Here is a 15871-nt window from a genome sequence, read left to right as displayed (position 1 = left end):
ACTTACACAAACCTAAACGGCAGTTTGTTTTTGACCTCACCAACCTTCACCCACGCATCATCATCTTCATACCCAAGACGAATTAATGCATCGCCTGCGTAAGCGTGAAACCGCTCACGAGCTTCGCAAGTAAAATAGTTCTTCCAGTCACCGACAACGCCTTTTCTCATGAAAGAGTGTGAATTCTCTTCTCCAGGTTTGCGCCCAGCTTTTTTTTCGAACGAGTGGCAGCACACGATTTTTTTACACTGATCAGCATCCAAAGAGATACCCGAAAGACTATTAATAATTCTCTGTAACTCACGAGCTGGATGTGAGCGAAGATCTTCATAAAATACGTGCGTGCAGTGTTCGCAACCCACCCATCTGTTTGCAAAATCAACCCATGAGAATCGCGGATGATGTTTTGTTTCATAGATATATTCCATGAATTGAACGAGGTTTGCAGAGATATTTTCATAATCTTGAAACCCAAGATCAGCTCGACAAGAATCCACAAGAACGGAGTTACCTTTTTCATTTTTAAAAAGCGAATGAAAATATTGTGAGATTAATATGTCACGACCATCTCTCCATACAACCAGTACATTATCCATATTCCAAGAATGCATCATATGCCCATGAAGAATACTAGACCGAAGAATTGGTAGCCTGTTCCGTGGAAAAGGAATATTAAGTGCATCGCTGAGCATATCACCTACCCAGCTACCTCCAGACTTTGGATATTCATTTACGATATATAATGGTAAATATGAACTGCATGTATGGGCGAGAAGATAACGTAAAGCTCCATTTGTTTTGTGCCAGAAAACATTATTCCTCTGTTGAAACATACTGTATTTACCCTAGCGATTTGCAGGTTAACTCACGACTTACTCATCGTTGTAATATCTAGAAGCCCACGATCACGTAATGATACGGCTTCTCGTAGAACGACAAGAAGGCCATCCAGCAAGCGAGGTGTTTCAGCAAGATTATAAGGATGCAACCAGAAATGTGTATCTCCATTTCCTAGCGCAGTTCGTAATAATGCCCGTTTTGCCTGCCTTAATATTAATAAACGACGTATACTTGAAGACTTCCCAACTCCCCAGTTAAAGAACAAAGTAGCTGCATGGGAAATGACTCCTGGTACACACTCTTTCTCATAAACAGGCGGAGGTTCTTTAAGAATTTGTTGAGCAAAACGCGTAAATCGGTTTTTAACTGTTGAGTTCGAAGAATCATGAGGTACACGTGCGACTTTAAAGCCTGCACTGGCAGCAGCAGCATAAGAAGGAACAATATTCTGTGGAAAGACAAGCGAAACCGGCCTAACCCCTGAATAACTTTCCAAAATATCAATACTTTTATTAAGATCTTCTGACTGTGATCTCACATCATAACCATGATAGTCGAAACGAGTATGCGAGAAAGTATGTGAGGCTATTTCATGTGCCACACTACTGGATAAGAGCGCATCAAACAAATCACGCCCGTCCTGAGTCTTCGACTCTGATTCAACTAAAAAACGACATATTCTTTCCTGTACACTTTCAGGAAGATGACTGAAATCACCGGGCTCAGGTGAAGATACCATTGCGCCAACTGTTGCCCATACAGCCGGGAACTCTAGAGCATCTAACTCAACGAGAAATTGTTTTAGTATAGGTCGAAGCCTTTTGTATACTCCATTCTTTTCACGAGTCAAATATCGTCCGCTTTCTATACCACCCCAACCACATTCAAAATCTAAGCTGAGAATAACCCGAGAATTGACATTATAGTTAACAGCATCATCCATTCTTAGCCTTCCAATCAGACAAGTATCCATAATATTGCAATTTATCGCGCATAATATCTGTTATTTCGTTTATTTCAGTACTACTTAACCGAGCATAACTTTCAGGGTTCATATTTTTAATTTTGAAAGTATTTGATTCAATTTCAAGCACACCGTCCTTAAAGGACATTTTTGGTCTATTTAACCCTAAAAACGAAAACAATTTTTCTAGTGTTTGTATAGGATACATCACAAGCTCTTCGTATGATATACTGTACACGTTATGCAAATTAACAATTTGCTCATCAATTTTTTCATTAATTGCGACCCATTGTTCTGCTGCGAGTGATACTGGATATTTAGTGGATCCAAGTTCAGTACTAGCTGGTCCAGATGGTGCCGCTTTGCGGCGAATGCCCTCTGAAACGCAGTAACCATTTCGTACAATAGTAATAAAATATGGCGAATCAAACGCCTCTTCGAGCCATTCCAAACGAACAGAGTGCTCAATTGATTTCTCTAAAAATATTTCCCTCCCATTTTTCCACATAGGGGACCAGTCACTAATTATCCTGTTTGTTCGCTTTTGCATGTCTGATCGAGGCATTTTCCAGTCCTTTCTGTTTTTCAACAACATCCTTTGCCACCCACCGGACTGTAGATCAGGGAATTGTTCTGTGAATTTTACACCTTCACGTTCAAGGGTTGCTATTGAAGGGTGACTCCCAAGCATTTCACGCAAAAGGGTAGTTCCTGAATTATAACAACCAACCACAAAAGCCCATCTACGCGGATAACGCACAGGAACAATAAAATGTATAGTTCTACGGAATATGGAAAGCATATAAAGTCGACTGATAAGATCGTGTCTCAGCGCTCGTAATATACGGCCTTCATTTCGATTGCAAAATCGTTCCCATTTTACCAATAATTTTTTCATCTTGATTTTTCACCTTGCCTTTAAGTGAATATTTAATTGATTTTTGATCGATCAGTATTCATTACCTTATCAAACAGTTTTAGATAACTATTTTTTTGCTCTTCCCATTTCATATCATTGGGTAAGACATCTATAACCAAGCGATCAGAAACTATTAATTCAGCGAACTCATTGTCGCTGCAGGCAATATTGGTGACATAGTTTGGTATTTCCCCCACAGGTGAAGCAATGACTGGAATACCAGAAGCTATCGCCTCCAGAATAACATTTGGGAGCGCATCACGACGAGTCGGATGAATTAAAACATCAGCTGCACGGAAGTAATCTATAACCTTATCATGCGAGACATTACCAGGTAATACGATACATGAGTCATTCATTGCTTGGAGGCAATGTAATTTTGGCCCTTCGCCAAGCACACAAAACTGATATACATCACTATTTTTTTCCACCAGCTTAATAATATTGACAAGTCTATCAACCCCCTTCCCCCAAGTTAAACTACCTATAAAGAGAACTGTTTTTTTATATGGATCAAGTTTGAGCCTTTTTCTTGCTGACATCTTCTCGGCATGGTCAACGTAACTAAACGAATGCACATCAAATGGTTGCGGTCTAACATAAATTTTTTTACTAGATATACCTATTTTCTCAATAACATTACTTAGTATGGTCCCAACCGGTACAATCATAGTAGCTTTTGAGTAAATAAGTCTTCCAAAAAGCAATTCATGGACTAATTTCTTTCGAATTCGCAGATATAAACTATTATAAAGCTTCCTCTCCGTAAAAGGGTCTCCGGTCATTCTAAGAAGTACAGGGACGCCCCTAAGACGTCCACAAGCTATAACTGCAACACCAAGTGGAAATGGGTGTGACACATTCATAATAACATCAGGATTTGCCTCACGCAGACCTGTCCTAGCTGCAAAAAAAGCTGACATAATGCCATAAGGATCAAAGATGGGAGTAGCTGAACGATGTACTATGTAATAATCACGAAGGACACCTATGTCTTCTCCATGACCGACAACGAGATGTAACTGGACTTTAGCATGTAGTAATTTCCCAAAATTCAGAAGAACAGTCTTTTGATTATTTTTTAGGGCACGTCCTGCAACCAGGCATATATTTTTTTTTTCAGTTGTTATATTCAAAATTACGGAATCTCAGAGTATTAAATATAATCAGGAAGAATTGGTAGATTAAATCTTTTCGATTCACAGTTTACGGATTGACAAGATTATACTTTTTACCAGTTGCTATTGGTGTTCTCAAATATCGCAGAAGTATCACTATTTGGCTAAGAAAAGCCCAGTAAGTAATAGATTCATAACCGCGAAATAAGTTTAATTCAACTTGGACAGCCAAGAAACCAGAAAAAGCGATTATGGCAATAGTCCGACGCATGGAGGATAATCTTAATATACATTTAACTAGCCAATATGCAATGGATAAATTGAGAAGAATAAATAAAACTAGAGCAGGATAACCTAACTCGACCAATATTGCTATATATGCATTATGAATCACACGTTGTAGTTTGCTGGCATCGGCACCCAACAAATTTAGGTCTTTGATAATACTCAACCCTTCAAGATAGGTCGTCAAACGTATATCAACACTACTCTTTCTTATATTAACTACGGCCTCAATAAGATTACCTATTAACCCACTAAAAATTAATACTATAAATATAGCAAAAGACATGGTAATAGCAATAGCAAAAAGAGGAAATCTCTCTCCAGATAAAACGACATTCCTTGTAAAGATTTTAAAAAAGGAAAAGACCAATATAAATATGATCGCAGCGACCCATGTACTTCGGGAGAACGTGATAACTACGCCATAAATTATAAGAAAAGCTATGGCTATAGTAAGTATCTTTTTTGCTTTAGAGTTAGCTAGAAAAAAAAGCAGAAACGTTGACATCAAACCAGTAATTAGCCAAATACCATAAGCACCTCTAGATGATATTAGCCCTGTAAAACCTTTATAATTCGATTCACGGAAAGTCGCGATCCTCTCGAAATCAAAAAGTGGAATTATATCGAATTGATGACCTACTGCCACAGTTACCATGATGACAACACCCCATAATACTGGCCAAAGAAAAGCATTAAGTGCTAAAGGACGATAAATAATCAGGGCATATAAAAATGAAAACGACCAAAACAAGAATTGAATTATATTCAGAATTTCTTCATGAGCTATTTTTGAAAGAGAATAAAATATTGTAAATAACAAAAAAAGTAGCAGTGTTGTCAAGTGTTTACGCCAGAACGTTACTTCCTGGTAATTGAAAACCAAAAAAATACTAATAATAAATACAAGGAGAGATACGATCTCATAAACTGATACGCCAAATATTAATGTAAAAGACTGCAGTGGCACAGAAAACAATAACAGAGCTATAGACAGTTTTCTAAGATTTTCTTCAGTATTTTTATTATTAATACTTACATTGCTCATATTTTGGTTTTTCATCAAAGAAGTGGTCGCCAAAAACTGGACAGCACGATAAGTGCTGCCTCGGGTTATGCCGCCATCCTGCTGTCGGCGTCCTGGTAATAAACACTGTCCGGCGTTTGCCTGTCAAGCGACTGATGTCGACGCCGGGTATTGTAGAACATGAAGTACTTACCTAACGATTCCCGAGCATCGCCGATGCTGTCATAGGCCCGCAGGTAGACCTCCTCGTACTTGACACTGCGCCATAGCCGCTCCACAAGGACGTTATCGACCCAGCGGCCCTTGCCGTCCATGCTGATTTGTATCTCATGCTGTTTGAGCACACCGGTAAAGTCCTCGCTCGTAAACTGACAGCCCTGATCGGTGTTGAAGATCGCTGGTTTTCCGTGGGTCTCGATCGCGTCGTTCAACGCCTCAACACAGAAGCTGGCATCCAGTGTGTTGGATACCCGCCAGGACAGCACCCGCCGTGAGTACCAGTCCATGATAACCACCAGATACACGAACCCCCGGGCCATCGGAATATAGGTGATATCGGTTGCCCAGACCTGGTTCGGGCGGCCGATCTCCAGACCCCGCAATAGGTACGGATAGACCTTGTGCGCCGGGTTGGCCTGACTCAGATGGCGTTTGGGGTACAGCGCCACCAGGCCCATGGTGCGCATCAGGCGCTGGACCCGCTTGCGATTGACCGAGTAGCCCTCGTCCTCCAGCCAGTCCCGGATGCGCCTGCTGCCATAGTAGGGATGCTCCAGGTGACAGCGGTCAATTAGCCTCATCAGCTCGAGTTCCTCGTCAGTGACTGGCTTCGGTACGTGATAGAACGACGAACGTGGCAGTGCCAGAAGCTCGCATTGACGGCTTACCGGCAACGGATCCGTCCGCTCTACCATTTCTTTCCTTTGGGCCCGTGAATCCGTTCGAGCCCGCGTTCTAAAAAAACGTTCTCCATCGTCAGTTGACCAATCTTGGCGCGCAGCGCCTGGACCGTCTCCTCCGATTCCTCGGCCTTCTTGGCCCCCTTACCGAACACGTCGGGTGCCCCGTTCAGCAAATGCTTCTTCCAGTCGGTGATCTGGTTGGCATGGACATCAAACTTCTTGACCATCTCCGCCATCGTCAGATCCCCCTGGACCGCGGCCAGAGCGACTTTGGATTTAAATTCGGGTGAATGCGTACGTCTTTTTCTCTTCATTGCGTTTCTCCAGAGCCTGTCGCTCATCATGGAGGAAAACACTTATCTCCGTCCAGTCACTATCCAATAGGTGGGGTCCACCTCTGACGAACAGAAGATGCACAGAAAAATTCAGCTGTATAATCGCCCGATAACTTAAAGATCTACACTTTAAATTCCCAGTATTTTATTGCCCTCCAGACACTAAAAACCAGTTTTCGCGGCATAACAATCAATATACTAACAAATAACGAAAATAGTGGATCTCTTTTCCAGTACAAGTTTTTTATAATCATCAAACTAGAGAAATATCTTGTCGGGCTTCTTTTCCATACTTTGAATAACCAGTAGTTAAGATATTTTGCCAAAAGTATTTTTTCTTTACGCTTCAAATCTCTCGAAAATTCATTATAAACATCATGCCCCATAAGACTGATACTGGTTGGCGCGACTTTTACAACCTGACCAGGTATGTCTTTATAGTAATTTTCGCCGAGGTGATTGCTCCATGCCATTTGTTTGTAATGACACATAAGTTTAAGCCACGCATATAAATCACCACCACGTTTTACATTCATATTATCAGGAAATAATCTTGTAACTACAGTTTTATCATTTTTTATACAGGCAGTACCTGTCCTTACAGGCCGTTTATTATCAAGACAGGATGACAAATATTCAGAAAGTGAAATTAGGTGTGGGCCTTTATGCTCGTTACATGCCCAATACGCATTGGGTTGAATATTATGTCCATTTATAACTCTGCTTCCAGCTGCCATAAATCTGGCATCGGGAAACATGCATGATAGTTTGTACATGGATTCAAGGTGATCAGGATCCCATTTGTCATCAGCATCCAGAAATGCAATCCAGATTCCACGCGAATGAGTAATTCCTAGATTACGAGCAGCATATCCACCGGGGCCAGGTGTGTCTCGATTAAAAACTCTTATTCTTGGGTCGTCAAATGAACGTACCACATCCATGCTGTTATCATTGGAGGCATCGTTGACAATAATAATTTCAAAATTATCAAACGTTTGATTAATAACAGATTGTATGCTGCGCGACACATATTTTTCCTTGTTGTAAACTGGTATTACAACGGAGAAAAATGGCGAATTCAGGTTCATGTGTACATGTATCCTATTACTGTGACGAATGACGGACGATTAGCAAACGTAACAATAAGAAACCAAACAAAAGCGTTTAACAGATAAGGTCATGTTGGTTTCTTTGATAAAACGTAATATCCTTGTGATTCTAGACTCCAGTTCCTGTCTATTTTATCAAGTAGTGGAGCAATATATTGGTCAATTTGCCAAAACGGCCACAAAACACCGTACATAACTCGACGTAACCATTTTGGTCCTCGGATAAAACAACGCTTTGTAAAATAGTTAAACTTCATTACAGATGTTGTGAAATACCCGGTTTGAGGATAGATTGCAATATCCGTAAAACCTGATTTTTCTAAAAGATACCGCAGTCCATATGGCGTATAACGAAAGAAATCATATGGCGCTTCATGAATCTGCCACTGCCACGGGACTTGAATAATTATATTTCCGCCAGGCTTAAGGATTCGATAAGCTTCATTAAGCATAGTCTGAGGTTCGCATAGATGCTCGAGTACCGAAAGTGAGACAATAGTATCAGCCACATTTGGTTCAATCGGCAGTGGCTCATTTAAATTGGCTGAGACATCAGTATTAGTATTATGATAACTACTCGACCAATCAACTCCTACATATTTATCTGCGTATTGTAGAAAAAAATCTTTATAAGGAGTTTCGCCACAACCTAAATCATATAGTACGCCACGATAGAGATGAGAATGTTTTTCCAGAAACCGATCACCTATATTATAAACAAGCCAATTATATGCCTACGATTACTGTGATTTTTGCTAATCATATTTACCATCAAAATATTTGAAAATAGTATCACTCACATAAAATACATGAGCGTCTGTCATTCCATACCAAACGGGCAACCGCAAAATACGCTCACTTTCCTTTGTCGTGAATTTGTCTTGACCATGAAATTCACCATATTCCAATCCTGCAGGCGAAGAGTGCAGCGGCACATAATGGAATGTTGAAACAATTTCATGCTTTTTTAGATATTTCATTAGTTCTGTACGTATTTCCAGATTACTTACCTTTATATAAAACATATGGGCATTGTGCTGACAATAACCAGGTACTACAGGCAATTCGATCAAGCCAGAATTCCGATAATTCATAAGTTTTTCATAGTACGCATTCCAAATCGACAGACGATTTTGATTAATTTCATCAGCTTTTTCCAATTGGCCCCAAAGATATGCCGCCTGCAACTCACCAGGAAGATAGCTACTGCCAATATCAACCCAGGTATATTTATCCACCTCACCCCGAAAAAACTGGCTACGGTTCGTGCCTTTCTCGCGGATAATCTCGGCGCGCTCCACAAAACGTTCGTCATTAATGATCAACAACCCACCTTCACCACCACTAGTGTAGTTTTTGGTTTCGTGAAAGCTGTAAGCCGCCAAATGACCAATCGAGCCGAGCGGTTTTCCTTTATAGGTGCTCATCATACCTTGTGCGGCATCTTCTACTACATATAAACCATGTCGACCGGCGATTGCCATAATCACATCCATCTCACAGCCTACACCAGCATAGTGCACCGGAATGATAGCTTTAGTTTTGGGGGTAATAGCAGCCTCAATTAAGGATTCGTCTATATTCATCGTATCAGGACGAATATCGACAAATACAACCTTCGCGCCGCGCAAAACAAAGGGATTGGCGGTACTGACAAAGGTGTAGCTGGGCATAACCACTTCATCGCCCGGCTGGATGTCCAGCAAAATCGCCGCCATCTCCAATGCAGCCGTGCAAGATGGTGTTAATAAGGCTTTTTTACATCCTAATTTTTTTTCAAACCAAGCCTGACACTTTTTCCCAAAATACCCATCGCCAGACATTTTACTGCTTTTCATTGCCTGAACAACATATAGTTCTTCATTCCCAGTCAATTTGGACTTATTAAACTTGATCATATCTATTTTTCAGACATTTTCTTAACACGAACCGCGAGTAGTTTCTGGAGTTGCGGAATCACATGACACATTACAGCTTTTTCTTTGTGTTGAATAAACACAATGCCTGCTTTGTATGTATCGGGATCATGTACCTCATCACCTCGCTTCCCCCATATCAGTCTATCGATAATCTCCGACTCAATTACCGGTTCAAAGTCAAAACCCTCAACTACTCCGTAGTCGTAAGTCATCAAACAGTGGCGAGTTACATTCTTCTTAACAGGAAACTGTCTTACTTCTGGTATACCTAGTCCACAAGATGACCGTACAATCCATTCTGCATACGGTGCACCTGTGGCATAGCGTACAAGCTCAGGATATAGATCTCCAGGGGAGCGACGACATATTTCAATTATAATAGGCTCCCCGGATTCGGTAAGAATAAATTGCACATGAAAAATTCCATCCACCAAACACAGTTCATTGGCAATCTTCTGACTATATTCAACCAGTTCTTGTACAGCGGTCTCGGGGCATGACGTCGGCGCTGATGCTCCGGACACAAGATAAGGGCTCAGATGATAGTGTTCGTTATCGGTAAAATGGAAAACTACTCTTCTATCACGCAACATTGCAGTGAAGCCATGGCGTGTACCAGTAATGAATTCCTCAACCACGATTCGCTTAGCCTTGGAAGCGGCAAGAGCTGCTTCAGCAGCCACTATCACCTCAGAGGTGTTATCAACACGCCGGATACCCTTACCACCGGTCATATCTACGGGCTTAACTATGAGCGGGAAACAAAGGTGCTTAATAGCCAGCTCGACCTCTTTAATGCTACGGCAGCTTATTGCACGGGGACTCGGGATGTTATAACTATCTGCAAAGGCTCTCCACTCATCTTTGTGATGTATTACTCGCGACGTCTCTAAGCTATCATGACCAGGTAGTCCCATCTCGGCAGCGGCGTAAGCACAGGATAGTGCAGAAAAATCGTTGCAGCAGGCACATAGGGCATCTACATCAAGCGTCCGAGCCAAGGCCAACACTGATCCATGATCCGAATAGTCACAAGGCGCGTAGTCATCTGATTCTGTGTGCCCTAAATCTTCCGGGCGATTGCCACTTGTGGTGACATGAAAGCCAAGTTTCTTGGCAGCCCGAATCAAGGGAAGGTCAGCATAACTGCCACCAGCAATAAGTAGCTTTTTCATCGGCGAGGCATAAAGAACATGACTGTTTCCGTAACACCCTCGGTGTAGTGTCGCAGGTATAAATCATAATCATCACGTATCCCGAGCACCAGCTCAGGGATAGTCCAGAGATCATCTGCTTTGTGGTAGACACTTACCGCTAGGCGCGGATGGTATTGATGAATGCTCACAGCTGCCCCTCGTAGTGCCGGTATTTCGCCTCCCTCGATATCCATCTTGAGAAAAGTGAAGGGTTCCTTGATCACGTCATCGATACGCTCCACCTGTATCTCTATATTCCCATTGGTATTCGCTACGGAGGATGACCCATCAGATTGGAAACGTAGTACCGAAGGGGTATCAGACGCACCATAGGGATGATAGACAATGCGTTCATGGGTTTCCAACCGCCGCTTCACCTTAGTCATATTATCGGGTTCCGGTTCAAATACGTGCACGCGATCATAATCAGGGCAATGGCGGATAAATTCAGAGCTGGTGTAGCCGTCATAACATCCTACATCAACAAATGATTCACCGCTCTGTGAGAGCTGGAGGAACTCCTCGAAATATTGCCACTTCTGCCTTTCGGTGAAGCCGACCATATACTCCAGATTGCGAGAAAGGCGAAAGCGAACTAAGGCCTGGAAGGTTTCCCGAGAAGCATCATCACTAAGCCGTTCATAGATACCAGCGTATTTCTCACGATGTCTAGTAATGTCGGCCACCACGCCCCGCATGAATGTCACTTCACTGAGGTCAAGCCTTGAATAGCGCTGGAAGGCGTAGTAATCAATGTTGGCGATCCCTTCTTCATCAAGGCGCTGTTTCACGGTCAGAGGTAGAATACCTACCACACACGAGACCACTAACGCATTACTAGGCAAGTCTGCAAAAGCCACTATCGGTTTACCAAGAAATTCACGCTCATCGGTAAACTCATCAATGAAGCCATCCACTTCCAGTTGACGAGCGGTGTCAACAGCATAAGTGTTGCGCCCGAATAGGTAGCGTGGGCGATTTCCCTGCATAAATTCTTCAGTCATAGTACGACTGATATCATCGGTTGCAACTTGACTTTCCAATATCGCCTCGTCAAGCCACATAATCAGCTCTCCTTCTGTTCGAGTGAGACCCAACGACGCTCATGTGCAGAAATCGCCATGGATTCCAGCATACGGAGGCCCTCAAGGGCATGATGAACGGAATAGACCGAATGTTCACCTTCCAGAGAGATACCAGTCAAGTGTGCAGCGATGTCGGCATAGATATTAGCGAACGCCTCAAGAAACCCGGCCGGGTGACCTGCCTTGAAGCGATTGTAACGAGGCAACTGTGCCTGCTCGACATCAACACAGGCACGATCCACACGAGATGTGTGACCGTAATTATCGTGCATAGTCAGACACTCGGGTTCCATCTGGTACCACTCCGCTGCGCCCTGATCACCGAAGACCCTGATTCGCAAGCCATTGCGGTATCCCAAAGCCGTCTTGCTATACCACATATTGCACTCGATACCGTTTGTATAACGGACCAAGGCACTAATGTTATCAATAACATGATGGTACGATCCAAGATTGGCCTGATTTGCCACAAGCTCCTGAGGGTGTTCCCTAGTAAGAAAATGGACAATATGGTGAAGATGTACTCCCAGGTCGAGTGAAATGGTAGGAATCGAACCGTCCTCGAGGCGCCATTTCTGGGGTATCACCGGTTGTCCGTCACGGTTGAGCCGGGCAAAACCTTCCTGTGGCATCTCAATATGTACCTGCTCGATGCGTCCCAGAACACCCCGAGTTATCATCGAGCGCAACTCACGCAGCATCGGATAACCCGAATAGTTATAAGTCACGTAAAGTCGCCCATTATGTGCCTCAAGTGCACATTTGATCTCTTCCACTTCTTTGCTGGAAGCAGCCAGTGCCTTTTCACTAATCACTGCAAGCCCACTCTCTAAGGCAGCGATCACAACGGAGGTATGAGCAGGAGTAGGAGTCAATACTACAACAGCATCAAGATGTTCGCATTCTGACGCCAGCAATTTCTCCCAGGAGGAATACACTCGATTATCAGAGACATGATGGTGCTCTGCGGTGCGCCGGTTAACATCCGGATCTGTGCTGAAACAGCCAGCAACAACCCGAAAAAAGCCATCCATCTGGGAAGCAATAAAGTGCGCTCCACCTACAGCGGAATTAATTCCTCCCCCAACAAAACCAACTTCAAGAATTTCTTTTTTCATCACAATGGTCCAGGTTCCTAGGAACATGATCAAAAACACGACGAGTGTCATCAACTACACGCTCCAATGAGAATAGACTTTTTATCTTATGGTAGTTATGCAGTGCCACAGCCTCGTGAATAGGCTTCAACGTGAAATTATCAATATCGTACACAACCACATCAATCGAATTAAAATACTCCCATAACGTTGAGCATCTTGAGATATAAACTTTCTTGCCTTTCCCTAGGAGTTGTATCAGATTGCCAAATCCTTGTTGACGATCATGATTAAAAACCACAACATCGATTGAATCGAGTAATCTTGTATACTCGTCATATGGCATAAATTTAAAGATTGGAAAAAAGTCATTCCCGAACAACTCTTTTCCACACTCACAAACTTCATCAGCATACGAGGGATCACCATACGACAAAGGAGCTATTATTTTTATGTTACCTTGCAGGCTATCACTCCCTGCCTCATTAGCTATTCTTTTAAATGCCTGACAATGCCTATTAGATGGCGTGGCAGAATTACCAACCAATATAACTTCGCAGGTACTTGTGGAGCCGCATAAGTCACCTGTAAATACATTACTAGGATAAAAAACCGCATCGAGCACATCGCCTCTAAACCCATACCACAATTTTGCATTACCGGCATCTTTCTCATTCCCTGTTATTATATAGCCCATTTTTTTAATAACAGGTCGCCTGAAGAACTCCTGTTTTTTCAATCTTCGATCATTTTCAATCTTATGATATCTATACAGATCACCACCCCAAATTACCCAATAGCATTTTTTCAGTAACCACGGCATTGTCCATAGTAATTGGATGACACGAATATCAAACAGCCCATGGAGAATAATCTTATCTGCAAAGTGCATTTTTACAACCATAGTCAGATAATGCTGAATAATTTTATGCTTACCCTTCCCCATGGTTTGAATGTTTTCATATGACTGCAGTTGATCATGCGCCATACCACGTCTAAGCATAAAATCATGATCATTGAATTCAAAATGCTCTCGCACCATTTCTATGAATGGCGGAATAAACTTATCTGTACTACCAATATGAAGCACCTTCTTACTCATACTATTCATTCGATAAATCTTTTAAGTATTCGCCATAGCTATTTTTAGCAATCTCCTCTGCAATTTTAAATAGCTGCTCACTACTCATCCAGCCATTACGCCATGCGATCTCTTCCAGACAGGCGATTTTATAACCCTGGCGTTTCTCGATAGTTTCCACAAACTGTGCCGCCTCCAGAAGGCTCTCGTGAGTACCTGTATCGAGCCATGCAAAACCGCGGCCAAGCAGTTCTACACTGAGATCACCACGTTCGAGATAGGCGCGGTTTACACAAGTTATCTCGAGCTCTCCTCTGTCAGAGGGTTTGACCTGTTTGGCAATTTCTACAACATCATTGTCGTAGAAGTAGAGGCCGGTTACTGCGTGGTGTGATTTTGGTTTACTCGGTTTTTCCTCGATGGAAAGAGCGCGCTTGTCAGTATCGAATTCCACTACACCGAAACGCTCTGGATCCTTGACCTGATAGCCGAAGACAGTAGCCCCTTTGGCCCTTGCCGCTGCCTGCTGGAGTTTTGGCGTAAAACCCTGACCGTAGAAGATGTTATCACCCAGCACGAGGCAGACATTACTGTCGCCAATAAACTCTTCACCGATAATGAAAGCCTGAGCCAGTCCATCTGGACTGGGTTGTTCGGCGTAGGTGATACTTATCCCAAACCGACTTCCGTTGCCCAGGACGCGTTGGAAGGCTGCATGATCCTCCGGAGTAGTTATGATAAGAACTTCCTGAATTCCTGCCAGCATCAAAACAGACAGGGGATAATAGATCATAGGCTTGTCGTATATGGGCAACAGTTGCTTGGAGGTTCCCAGGGTAATGGGATGAAGACGTGTGCCACTACCCCCGGCTAGAATAATCCCCTTCCAGCTCATTTTTTCGTTGCCTTTGATTCTGTCGTATTTGTCTCGCGATTTGTATAATTCTGTCTCATCCATTCGCAGTATTCTCCTGATCGTACTCTTTCAACCCAGGCAGGATTATTCAAGTACCACTGCACGGTCTTTTGCAAGCCGCTATCGAAGCTCTCTTTTGGTTGCCAGCCGAGTTCAGTGGCAATACGTGTATCGTCGATAGCATAACGGAGATCGTGGCCGGGGCGGTCGGATATAAACTGAATAAGCCGTTCATAGGGGCCGGCTGAGTCGGGTACAGTGCGATCCAGAATTGCGCAAATAGCGTGGACCACTTCCAGATTCGTATGCTCGCAACGGCCTCCTATGTTGTAGGTCCGGCCCAGCTGCCCAGTAGCCAATACATTTCGCAAGGCGTAGGCATGATCATCGACATATAGCCAGTCGCGGATGTTCTCTCCCTTACCATAAATAGGCAGTGGTTTACCTTCCAGTGCATTCAGAATCATCAACGGAATCAGTTTCTCCGGAAACTGATAAGGCCCGTAGTTGTTGGAGCAATTGGTAATAACCACTGGTAATCCGTAGGTACGATGCCAGGCTCGAACAAGATGATCACTCGCGGCTTTGCTGGCCGAGTAAGGCGAGCTTGGCGCGTATGGGGTCTCTTCAGTGAAAGCTGGATCGTTCGGTCCAAGATCGCCATAGACTTCATCCGTGGAGACATGATGAAAACGAAAGCCTTCCCTGTCCTTACCTTCCAGCTCGCTCCAGTAGCCACGAGCCACCTCAAGGAGGTTATGAGTGCCGGTAATGTTGGTCTCGACAAATGCCGCCGGTCCTTCGATGGAGCGGTCAACATGGGACTCGGCTGCCAGGTGCATGATCGCGTCAGGTCGGTATTCACGGAATAAGTTTTCCACGGCACCACGGTTACGAATATCCACCTGTACGAATTGATGGCGGGGGTGGTAACGTGCTTCGGCCAGAGAATCGAGATTACCGGCATAAGTCAGGGCATCGACATTTACGACTGTGGCCTCTGTCTCTGCGATGTATTGCCGCACTACCGCTGACCCAATAAATCCCGCACCACCTGTTATTAACAACTTCATTT

15 protein-coding genes are annotated in these 15871 nt (G+C 43.4%); all 15 read right to left on the bottom strand.

Translation table 11 applies throughout. From position 1 onward, the window contains the following. Positions 1-2 precede the first annotated feature (2 nt). Positions 3-596, bottom strand: coding sequence for a sulfotransferase domain-containing protein (locus tag U5J94_RS10550; protein WP_322565604.1), 594 nt, complete (start codon positions 594-596; stop codon positions 3-5). A 269-nt stretch (positions 597-865) separates the two neighbouring features. Next, positions 866-1783 carry a polysaccharide deacetylase family protein gene (locus U5J94_RS10545; RefSeq protein ID WP_322565603.1) on the bottom strand — a complete coding sequence of 306 codons (918 nt, stop codon included), beginning with the start codon at positions 1781-1783 and terminating at the stop codon, positions 866-868. Then, positions 1776-2702 carry a sulfotransferase gene (locus tag U5J94_RS10540; protein ID WP_322565602.1) on the bottom strand — a complete coding sequence of 309 codons (927 nt, stop codon included), beginning with the start codon at positions 2700-2702 and terminating at the stop codon, positions 1776-1778. Before U5J94_RS10540 ends, U5J94_RS10545 begins: the two co-directional genes overlap by 8 nt. 32 nt (positions 2703-2734) lie before the next feature. Further along, positions 2735-3859, bottom strand: a complete 1125-nt coding sequence (locus tag U5J94_RS10535) for a glycosyltransferase family 4 protein (protein WP_322565601.1) — start codon at positions 3857-3859, stop codon at positions 2735-2737. Positions 3860-3929: 70 nt separating this feature from the next. After that, positions 3930-5174, bottom strand: a complete 1245-nt coding sequence (locus U5J94_RS10530) for a hypothetical protein (RefSeq protein WP_322565600.1) — start codon at positions 5172-5174, stop codon at positions 3930-3932. A gap of 65 nt (positions 5175-5239) precedes the next feature. Next, positions 5240-6369, bottom strand: a protein-coding gene (locus U5J94_RS10525; RefSeq protein WP_322565599.1) for an IS3 family transposase whose coding sequence is annotated in 2 segments (ribosomal slippage) — positions 5240-6117 and positions 6117-6369 — 1131 coding nt in all. Because the reading frame shifts where the segments join, the coding sequence is not laid out codon by codon here. A gap of 143 nt (positions 6370-6512) precedes the next feature. Beyond that, a complete protein-coding gene (locus tag U5J94_RS10520) occupies positions 6513-7481 on the bottom strand; it encodes a glycosyltransferase family 2 protein (RefSeq protein WP_322565598.1) in 969 nt (322 codons plus the stop codon). A gap of 89 nt (positions 7482-7570) precedes the next feature. Further along, on the bottom strand, positions 7571-8197 hold the full coding sequence (locus U5J94_RS10515) for a methyltransferase domain-containing protein (protein WP_322566486.1): 627 nt from the start codon (positions 8195-8197) through the stop codon (positions 7571-7573). Between the two features lie 60 nt (positions 8198-8257). Continuing rightward, a complete protein-coding gene (rffA, locus tag U5J94_RS10510; RefSeq protein WP_322565597.1) occupies positions 8258-9400 on the bottom strand; it encodes a dTDP-4-amino-4,6-dideoxygalactose transaminase in 1143 nt (380 codons plus the stop codon). Positions 9401-9402: 2 nt separating this feature from the next. Continuing rightward, positions 9403-10596, bottom strand: a complete 1194-nt coding sequence (locus U5J94_RS10505; RefSeq protein ID WP_322565596.1) for an ATP-grasp domain-containing protein — start codon at positions 10594-10596, stop codon at positions 9403-9405. Further along, positions 10593-11681: an FkbM family methyltransferase gene (locus U5J94_RS10500; RefSeq protein ID WP_322565595.1), complete on the bottom strand. Its 1089-nt coding sequence runs from the start codon at positions 11679-11681 to the stop codon at positions 10593-10595. The genes U5J94_RS10505 and U5J94_RS10500 overlap by 4 nt, the downstream gene beginning before the upstream one ends. Before the next feature lie 2 nt (positions 11682-11683). Next, positions 11684-12820 carry a Gfo/Idh/MocA family oxidoreductase gene (locus tag U5J94_RS10495; protein ID WP_322565594.1) on the bottom strand — a complete coding sequence of 379 codons (1137 nt, stop codon included), beginning with the start codon at positions 12818-12820 and terminating at the stop codon, positions 11684-11686. Then, positions 12801-13901: a TDP-N-acetylfucosamine:lipid II N-acetylfucosaminyltransferase gene (locus U5J94_RS10490; protein ID WP_322565593.1), complete on the bottom strand. Its 1101-nt coding sequence runs from the start codon at positions 13899-13901 to the stop codon at positions 12801-12803. Before U5J94_RS10490 ends, U5J94_RS10495 begins: the two co-directional genes overlap by 20 nt. Position 13902: 1 nt before the next feature. Beyond that, positions 13903-14775 (bottom strand): glucose-1-phosphate thymidylyltransferase RfbA, encoded by an 873-nt coding sequence (rfbA, locus tag U5J94_RS10485; protein ID WP_322566485.1) that lies wholly within the window; start codon positions 14773-14775, stop codon positions 13903-13905. Beyond that, positions 14772-15869, bottom strand: coding sequence for a dTDP-glucose 4,6-dehydratase (rfbB, locus tag U5J94_RS10480; RefSeq protein ID WP_322565592.1), 1098 nt, complete (start codon positions 15867-15869; stop codon positions 14772-14774). The genes rfbA and rfbB overlap by 4 nt, the downstream gene beginning before the upstream one ends. Positions 15870-15871 lie beyond the last annotated feature (2 nt).

Origin of the sequence: Thiohalophilus sp. (genome assembly GCF_034522235.1) — a bacterium.
Lineage (GTDB): Bacteria > Pseudomonadota > Gammaproteobacteria > UBA6429 > Thiohalophilaceae > Thiohalophilus.
Note: the sequence above shows the minus strand (reverse complement) of the source record. Positions and strands in the feature narration are given on the sequence as shown.

What these genes read in the sequence shown, in the direction of transcription:
- rffA (WP_322565597.1), bottom strand. Translation starts at nt 9,400, where the DNA reads ATGATCAAGTTTAATAAGTCCAAATTGACTGGGAATGAAGAACTATAT.
- U5J94_RS10490 (WP_322565593.1), bottom strand. Translation starts at nt 13,901, where the DNA reads ATGAGTAAGAAGGTGCTTCATATTGGTAGTACAGATAAGTTTATTCCG.
- rfbB (WP_322565592.1), bottom strand. Translation starts at nt 15,869, where the DNA reads ATGAAGTTGTTAATAACAGGTGGTGCGGGATTTATTGGGTCAGCGGTA.
- rfbA (WP_322566485.1), bottom strand. Translation starts at nt 14,775, where the DNA reads ATGAGCTGGAAGGGGATTATTCTAGCCGGGGGTAGTGGCACACGTCTT.
- U5J94_RS10505 (WP_322565596.1), bottom strand. Translation starts at nt 10,596, where the DNA reads ATGAAAAAGCTACTTATTGCTGGTGGCAGTTATGCTGACCTTCCCTTG.
- U5J94_RS10540 (WP_322565602.1), bottom strand. Translation starts at nt 2,702, where the DNA reads ATGAAAAAATTATTGGTAAAATGGGAACGATTTTGCAATCGAAATGAA.
- U5J94_RS10520 (WP_322565598.1), bottom strand. Translation starts at nt 7,481, where the DNA reads ATGAACCTGAATTCGCCATTTTTCTCCGTTGTAATACCAGTTTACAAC.
- U5J94_RS10545 (WP_322565603.1), bottom strand. Translation starts at nt 1,783, where the DNA reads ATGGATGATGCTGTTAACTATAATGTCAATTCTCGGGTTATTCTCAGC.
- U5J94_RS10495 (WP_322565594.1), bottom strand. Translation starts at nt 12,820, where the DNA reads ATGAAAAAAGAAATTCTTGAAGTTGGTTTTGTTGGGGGAGGAATTAAT.
- U5J94_RS10500 (WP_322565595.1), bottom strand. Translation starts at nt 11,681, where the DNA reads ATGTGGCTTGACGAGGCGATATTGGAAAGTCAAGTTGCAACCGATGAT.
- U5J94_RS10550 (WP_322565604.1), bottom strand. Translation starts at nt 596, where the DNA reads ATGGATAATGTACTGGTTGTATGGAGAGATGGTCGTGACATATTAATC.
- U5J94_RS10530 (WP_322565600.1), bottom strand. Translation starts at nt 5,174, where the DNA reads ATGAGCAATGTAAGTATTAATAATAAAAATACTGAAGAAAATCTTAGA.